The organism is Candidatus Pelagibacter communis, from assembly GCF_001179925.1.
GTDB lineage: Bacteria > Pseudomonadota > Alphaproteobacteria > Pelagibacterales > Pelagibacteraceae > Pelagibacter > Pelagibacter ubique_E.
The window spans coordinates 21,509-29,063 of the sequence record NZ_CVSF01000006.1; the positions used below are offsets into that span (position 1 = coordinate 21,509).

Annotated in this window: 5 protein-coding genes; 2 read left to right on the plus strand and 3 right to left on the minus strand. The window is 31.7% G+C overall.

Translation table 11 applies throughout. The features are described from left to right. The first annotated feature begins 3 nt into the window (after nt 1-3). Entirely contained in the window at nt 4-471 is a 468-nt protein-coding gene (locus tag AMN70_RS00530; protein ID WP_075501019.1) for a TspO/MBR family protein, read from the plus strand. Beyond that, on the plus strand, nt 472-1,575 hold the full coding sequence (locus AMN70_RS00535; protein WP_075501021.1) for an NAD(P)/FAD-dependent oxidoreductase: 1,104 nt from the start codon (nt 472-474) through the stop codon (nt 1,573-1,575). On the opposite strand, the gene AMN70_RS00540 is transcribed toward AMN70_RS00535, so the two are convergent. The 3 genes from AMN70_RS00540 to AMN70_RS00550 are packed head-to-tail and all read right to left on the minus strand — an operon-like array spanning nt 1,576 to nt 7,453. Continuing rightward, on the minus strand, nt 1,576-3,024 hold the full coding sequence (locus tag AMN70_RS00540; protein ID WP_075501023.1) for a protein adenylyltransferase SelO: 1,449 nt from the start codon (nt 3,022-3,024) through the stop codon (nt 1,576-1,578). It lies immediately after the preceding gene. A gap of 5 nt (nt 3,025-3,029) precedes the next feature. Then, a complete protein-coding gene (fdhF, locus tag AMN70_RS00545; RefSeq protein WP_075501025.1) occupies nt 3,030-5,798 on the minus strand; it encodes a formate dehydrogenase subunit alpha in 2,769 nt (922 codons plus the stop codon). Further along, nucleotides 5,798-7,453: an NADH-ubiquinone oxidoreductase-F iron-sulfur binding region domain-containing protein gene (locus tag AMN70_RS00550; protein ID WP_075501027.1), complete on the minus strand. Its 1,656-nt coding sequence runs from the start codon at nt 7,451-7,453 to the stop codon at nt 5,798-5,800. Before AMN70_RS00550 ends, fdhF begins: the two co-directional genes overlap by 1 nt. Between the last annotated feature and the right edge of the window lie 102 nt (nt 7,454-7,555).

The following is a 7,555-nucleotide window of genomic DNA, read 5'->3' on the forward strand; positions in this document are numbered from 1 at the left end:
TATATGTTAAAAAATAAATTTTTATCATTTATACTTTTTTTTGTAATTACTTTTTCTGCGTCATTTATTGGGGGTTTAGTATCAATTAACCTTAAAGAACCCTGGTATTCAGAACTTATTAAATCAAATTATAACCCACCAGATTGGATTTTTGCACCTGTATGGACAACTTTGTATTTAATGATGACATTAGCTATTTGGTTTTTTTGGCATACAAAAAATAGAGATATAAATACAATTTATATTTATTTTATTCATATAATCTTTAATACAACTTGGAGTATTGTTTTTTTTGGCTTACATCAAATTTTTTTAGCATTGGTTGTATTAATAATTTTAATCATATTAATTATTGTTCTTATTATAAGGTTTAAACGTGTCAATTTTGTAAGTTATTATTTAATGATTCCCTATTTACTTTGGTGTTGCTATGCACTATTTCTGAATTTTAACCTATTAATGCTAAATTAAATGGATGATGTTGTAATAGTTGGTGGAGGTATAATTGGCGCTGCAACAGCTTATTTTTTATCTAAAGAAGGTAGAAAAGTAAAAGTAATTGAAAGAGACCCAACTTATAAAAATGCATCATTTCCACTTTCACTTGGAGGTTTTAGAAGACAGTTTTTTCAAACAGAAAATATTTTGTTAGGTAAATTTGCCAGAGAGTTTATTTTTCAAATTCCTGAATTACTTAAAACTGAAAAAAACCCTAATCCAACTGCTAGTATGGTAACAAATGGTTACCTTTTAATGTTTGGACCTGAACATGCTGAAGAACAGTATAAGGCTTTAGAAAATCATAAAGCTTGTGACGCCGGAACAAAAAATATCAAAGGCTCAGAATTAACAAAATATTTTCCATATATTAATAATGAGGGAATTGAAACTGCAACATTTACAGACAATCAAAGTGAAGGTTGGATAGATCCTTTTATGTTTCATAGCGCTTTAAAAAGTAAAGCAACAGAACTTGGTGCTGAGTTTATCAAAGGTGATGTAAAATCACTTTCTGAAATAAAAGCTAAAACTATTATTTCTGCAGCTGGATGTTGGACAAAAGAATTATTGGAGGATATTCCGGTAGAACCCCAAAAGCATACGGTATTTAGAGTAAAGTGTCCCAAGCATATTCCTGAAATGCCATTAACAGGAGATTTAACCACTGGAGTTTATTGGAGACCTGAGGGAAAAGAATATTTAGCAGGATCTCCAAAATCAGTCTTTGATGCTAAAGATCTCGAACCTGCATGGGATGATTTTGAAGAACTTGTTTGGCCTGCATTAGCAAAAAGAATACCTGCAATGGAGGAACTTAAATTGACTGGAGGATGGGCTGGTTATTATGATTGTAATAGATTAGATAATAATGCTGTTGTTGGTAAACATCCTAAATTTGATAATGTTTATTTAGCTACTGGGTTTACAGGTAGAGGATTAATGCAAGCTCCAGGAATAGGAAGAGCACTTACAGAATTAATTACTACTGGGGCATACCAATCAATTGATATATCAAATATGTCAGTTGAAAGGGTTTTAGGAAAAGAAGCTAGAACAGAACCTTACGTTTTATAATTAAGTTCCACAAAAAGTTTGATATTTTTCATCTGATATAGAAGGGTATTGATAATCTTCTTTTTCTTCTTGTTTATCGTAGGGTTTTTCTAAAACTTCTAAAATTTTATTGAATGGTTTCAAATCATTCTGCTCCGCAGCCTCTAAAGCTTCTTCAACTTTATGGTTTCTTGGAATAAATAATGGATTATTATTTCTCATTAATTCAATAGATTTCTCTAAAGTACCATTATTTTTTAATAATCTATCTTCCCATCTTTTTTTCCAGTTTATAAAATCTTTATCATTATATAATTCAACTTTTTTTAGATCGATATTCATCAAATGACAAAATGTATTTGTATAATCTGCCTTTTTCTCATGCATCCAAGTTAAAAGATCTAAAATTAAAAATTTATCTTTATCATCTAAACCAAATAATCCCAATTTATCTCTCATCATGTTCATCCATTTTTCTTCATATATTTTTTCAAAAGAATTAATTGATTCAGTGGCAATTTTAATAGCTTTTTCTTGATCTTTATTAATTAAAGGAATTAAACATTCAGCAAATCTGGCTAAATTCCATTTTGTAATGACAGGTTGATTGCAATAAGCATATCTGCCTGTTTGATCAATTGAACTAAATACAGTTTTTGGATCATAAGTATCCATAAATGCACAAGGTCCGTAATCAATGGTTTCTCCTGAGATAGCCATATTGTCAGTATTCATTACACCATGTATGAAACCAACTCTCATCCAGTTCACTACTAAATTACATTGCCTTTCTATTAAAAGGTTGATTAAGTCTAAAGGTTTATTATTTGAGTCCTTAATTTCTGGGTAATGTCTATCAATCGTATAATCTAACAAAGTCATTAATTCATCCTCTTTTTGTCTTGCTGCTATATACTGAAATGTACCAACTCTAATATGGCTAGATGCAATTCGAGTAAGTATAGCTCCTTGCAAAAGTTTTTCTCTTTGAATATTTTCTCCAGTTTTTGCTACAGCTAAGCTTCGTGTTGAAGGTATTCTTAACGCATGCATGGCTTCACTAATTATGTATTCTCTTAACATTGGACCTAAGGCAGCACGTCCATCACCATTCCTAGAAAATGCAGTTTTTCCTGAGCCTTTAAATTGAATATCATATTTTTTATTTGATCTAGTTGTATGTTCTCCAATTAATACTGCTCTACCATCTCCAAGCATTGTAAAATGGCCAAACTGATGTCCAGCATAGGCTTGTGCAATAGAATTACTTCCAGGTGGTAATAAATTTCCTGAAAAAATTTTTGAAAGTTCCTCTTTATTAATTTTAGAAAAATCTAGATCTAATTCAGAGGCTAAAGTTTTATTAAGTATTACTAAATCAGGATTTGTTACAGGAACAGGTTTTATATTTTCTTTAAAAGTTTCAGATAGTTTTGAATAGGTATTGTTAAAATACCATCCTATGGTCATTTTAATTAGCTTACTTCAGCTTGATTTTCTTTTGGTTGTATTTCAGTTTTAAATTGGTTCGAAATTTTTTGAACTTGTACAGAGGAAACTTTGTATTCAGCACACATTGTTTCTTCATCTTTTCCATGTCCAGTCACCATGTTAACCATGTGTTCAGGGAAATGAAATGTTGTGAAAACTATACCTTCTTTTACTTTATCAGTAACTTCTACTTTTAACGCAACTTCACCTCTACCTGAATATAATCTTCCAATATCACCTGTATTTAAGTCTCTATTTGCTGCATCTTTAGGATGAATTAAAAGTACATCTTCATCAACAATATTAATATTATTTGTTCTTCTAGTCATGGTGGCAGCATTATAGTGTTGTAAAACTCTACTTGTTGTTAATATTAGAGGATATTCTTTATGATTAGCCTCAATTTCAGATGATTCTTTCCAATCAAAGTTTTTTAATCTACCTTTTCCTAGTTTGAATTCTTCGGTGTGTAATATTTTAGTATCTGTTCCATCTTCTTTTACAGGCCACTGCAAGCCCATTTTTCCTAATCTTTCTCTAGTAATTCCTTTAAAGAATGGAACGATATCAGCAATTTCTGCTAATACTTGATCTGCATCATAAGTAGGTTGATCAAATCCAAGTTTCTGCATCATATCCGTTACTATAACTCCATCTGGCTTTGTTCCAGGGAGAGGAGGAACTGCTCGGTTTACTCTTTGCACTCTTCTTTCAGTATTAGTGAAAGTTCCATCTTTTTCTAAAAAAGTAGTTCCAGGTAGAACTACAGTAGCTAATTTTGCTGTTTCACTCATAAATATTTCTTGAACTACTAAGAGCTCTAAAGAGTTCATAGCTTCAACTACATGAGCACTATTAGGATCTGTTTGAACTATATCCTCACCAATAATCCACAATCCTTTCAGATCTTTATTAATTGCTGCCTCAAACATTTGAGGGATTTTTAAACCAGGTTTTGTTGGATGTGTTACACCATATTTTTCAGTATAAAATTTTTGATTTTTTTCATCCGAAACTTCAAAGTATCCTGCACCTTGATGAGGCTGACACCCCATGTCTGCTGCACCCTGAACATTATTTTGTCCTCTAAGAGGATTTACTCCTACACCTTTTCTTCCAATGTTTCCTGTAATCATCGCAAGGTCAGCAATTAACATAACTGTTTTTGAACCTTGTTCATGCTCTGTAACTCCTAGACCGTGAAACTCCATTGAATTTTTTGCAGTTGCATATGCAATAGCAGCTTCTTTAACAAGTTGTTTGTCTACTCCAGCAACTTTTGCTAATTGGTCAACATCTTGTCTTTCAATTTCTTTAAGAAAATTATCAAACCCTTCTGTTCTATCTCTTACAAAATCAGTATTATACAATTTTGATTTAATTATAAAATGTAACATCATATTAAGTACAGCCACATTAGTTCCAGGTCTTAATTTGATGTGATAGTCAGCAAGTTTTGCTAGGTCAGTCGTAACAGGATCTAAAACTATAAGTTTTTTTCCTTTCATTACTTGTTGTTTAATTTTTGCACCAGTAACTGGGTGCGCATTAGTAGGATTTGCACCTATAACCAAAAATAGATCTGCATGATAAATATCTTCAGTTGAGTTAGTTGCAGCACCTGTGCCAAATGTTTGTTGCATTCCCCATGCAGTAGGGGAGTGACAAATTCTTGCGCAACAGTCAACGCTGTTAGTACCCACAGCTGCTCTTATCATTTTTTGAAAAATATAATTTTCTTCATTAGTACATCTTGCAGAAGAAATACCAGCAAAAGCATCAGGTCCATGATCCTTTGTAATTCTTTGCATCTCTTTTTTTATAAAATCATATGCTTCATCCCAAGTTGCTTCCTCAAATTTTTCATTTCGCTTGATTAATGGAGTTTTAAGTCTGTCAGGATGATCATAAAAACCAAATGCATATCTTCCTTTAATACATGTATGTCCAGCATTAACTTCTGTTTGTTTTGGAGTATCAATTGCCACAACTTTATCATTTTTAATTGATGCTTCTAAATTACAACCAACGCCACAATAAGAGCATGTAGTTCTTACCTTTTTGTCTACAGCTGCTGATTTTGATTGAAATACATCAGAAATTGCATCAGTTGGACATGTATGAGCACATGCACCGCATGAAACACAAGATGAGTCTCCAAACATCATGTCATTATCAGTTGTAATTCTAGACTCAAATCCTCTTCCTGACATTGTAAGAACAAATGAACCTTGAATTTCATCACATGCTCTTACACATCTTCCACAATTAATACAGTTATCTAAATTCATTCTCATATAATCATGAGATGTATCCTTTGGAATACCTTTGTGTTGTTTTGGACTATTATATCTATGGTCTGAAATTCCTAAATCATTTGCTACAGTTTGAAGTTCACAATTATTATTTACCTCACATGTATTACACTCCATTGGGTGGTCAGTTAACACTAGTTCTACAATGTTTTTTCTTAAATCTTGAAGGTTTTGATTCGAAGTGAAAATATGTTGATTTTCAGCCACTGGAGTATGGCATGATGCAACTATTTTTGTTGGGCCATCTTTTTCCAATGCTACTTCAACAGAACAAACTCTACATGCCCCATAAGGTGCTAAATTTGGATCATCACAAAGAGTTGGAACCTTTTTTTCTCCAACATAACTTTTAACAAATTTTAAAATAGATGTATGATTTGCACCTATTTCATAAGGCTTGCCATCTATATATGCAATTTTTCTTTTTTCAGAACTCATTAATTATCTTTTACCATATCACTTTTAATTTCATCACCAAAATACTTTAAGATGTTCATAATGGGAGTAGGTATTGCCCCACAAAGAGCACATAAACAGCCTTTTTGCATGGTTACTAATAATTCATTTAATAATTTAAGCGGAATTTTAGCTGTCTTTTTCTTAAGTTGATCAAACATTTCCTTACCTCTGTAAGAACCCAATCTTCCAGGAAAACATTTTCCACATGACTCTTCAGCAGAGAATTCAAATAAATGATGAATATAATCTGTCATCGGAAAATCTTTGGGAATACTTACAACGCTTGCATGACCTAACATAAAACCCTTAGAGCTAAATTCTTGAAAATCTAAATTTAGATTATCAATTTCATTTATTGGAACTACACCACCTAAAGGTCCACCAATTTGAAACGCTTTAACTGGTTCTTTATAACCACCTCCTATTTCATTAAATATTTTTTTCATTGGCGTTCCCATATCAATTTCATAAACGCCTGGATTATTAAAAAAACTATCTAAACAAACTAATTTTGTTCCAGCAGATTTTTTATTTCCAATTGAAGAAAATTTTTCTGCACCATTAATTAAAATACCAGTTGCCGCTGCTAAAGTTTCAACATTGTTAACTACAGTTGGTTTTTTATAAAGTCCCTCTGTAACTGGGAAAGGAGGTCGAACATCTACTTCAGCACGTCTTCCTTCAATAGATGCAATTAAAGCAGTTTCTTCTCCACAAATGTAAGCTCCTTGACCAATACAAATTCCAAGGTCAAAAGAAAAGTCAGTGCCTAAAATATTATCACCTAGCAAGTTTAATTTTTTAAGTTCATTGATACATCCATTTATTGCTTCAATGGATTTTGGATATTCACCTCTAATATATAAAACTCCTTCATCACTTCCAATAACCAGACCGCATATTACCATTCCAAAAATAACTTTTAATGGCTGATCCTCTAAAAGGTATCTATCTGAAAATGCACCTGAGTCACCTTCATCAGCATTGCAAATTACATATTTTTTATCACCTTTGGCTTTACTACAAAAATCCCATTTCATTCCTGTTGGAAAACCTGCACCACCTCTTCCTGTAAGGTTTGAGTCTAATAAAGATTTAATAATTTCTTTTTTATCTGTTTTTAAAAATTTTTTTAATTGTTCTTTAAATTGATCTGTTGACGAAAGTTTATCATCCATCAAAAAGCTAGTTGTTGCATAACTTTTTGAAAAGAATTTTTCTTGTTTAATATCTTCTCCTTTTAAAATTTGATCAATTTTTTCTATATCTTTTCCAGCGTAGTTTTCACCATCATAATGGAATGCATGATTTTCATAGCAGTGACCTAAACAAAACATTTCTCCTACCTTGTCATTTCCAAGTTTCGATTTTAAGGTTTCTTTCAGTTTTTCTTGAGTTCCAGCACACATGCAAGCACTTCCATTACAAACAAAAGCTTTTTTTTCTCTGTGAGATGGTCTTAAAAACTCATAAAAACTCTCTGCTCCATGAATCGTTGAAACACCTAAATTATATTCTTTGGCAATTTCTTTGATATCTTTAGGAGAGTCATTAAGAACATTTTCTGACATCTTTTTAAAAAGGTTATCCTTTAAACCAATTCTACCAGATAAATTACTAATATTTTTTGACACTAAAATTCCCGCAATTCTAATTTATAATAACTTTTTGGTTATTTGTGTAAATGTTAAAACTATCCTCTTTTACGAAACCTATCAAGGTCATGTCAAACCTAT

What these genes read in the sequence shown, in the direction of transcription:
- AMN70_RS00530 (WP_075501019.1), top strand. Translation starts at nt 4, where the DNA reads ATGTTAAAAAATAAATTTTTATCATTTATACTTTTTTTTGTAATTACT.
- AMN70_RS00535 (WP_075501021.1), top strand. Translation starts at nt 472, where the DNA reads ATGGATGATGTTGTAATAGTTGGTGGAGGTATAATTGGCGCTGCAACA.
- AMN70_RS00540 (WP_075501023.1), bottom strand. Translation starts at nt 3,024, where the DNA reads ATGACCATAGGATGGTATTTTAACAATACCTATTCAAAACTATCTGAA.
- fdhF (WP_075501025.1), bottom strand. Translation starts at nt 5,798, where the DNA reads ATGAGTTCTGAAAAAAGAAAAATTGCATATATAGATGGCAAGCCTTAT.